This window comes from Pseudomonas sp. HY13-MNA-CIBAN-0226, from assembly GCF_040310305.1.
Taxonomy (GTDB): domain Bacteria; phylum Pseudomonadota; class Gammaproteobacteria; order Pseudomonadales; family Pseudomonadaceae; genus Aquipseudomonas; species Aquipseudomonas gregormendelii.
In genome coordinates, this window is sequence record NZ_JBEOPS010000206.1 from 1 (window position 1) to 278 (window position 278).

Genomic DNA, 278 nt, shown 5'->3' on the forward strand with positions numbered 1-278 from the left:
GTTGATCACTGCGGCGATCCTGTACATCCCCGCTAACCTGTTACCCATCATGACGGTCAACTCCCTCGGCCAAGGCGACCCCAGCACCATCATGTCGGGTGTCATCCAGTTGGTGCAGCACGGGATGTTCCCGATCGCCGCCGTGGTGTTCATCGCCAGTATCCTGGTACCGACCTTCAAGTTGGTCGGCATTGGCCTACTGCTGTTCTCGGTGCAGCGTCACCAACCGCTGTCCGCGCAACAACGCATTGTGATGTATCGCTTTATCGAGTTCATTG

The 278-nt window shown here is 57.2% G+C and carries 1 protein-coding gene; it reads left to right on the plus strand.

Going from position 1 to position 278, the window contains the following annotated elements; translation table 11 throughout:
• Positions 1–278 (plus strand): paraquat-inducible protein A (locus AAEZ05_RS28425; protein ID WP_350649919.1); only part of this gene is annotated, 278 nt, incomplete at both ends.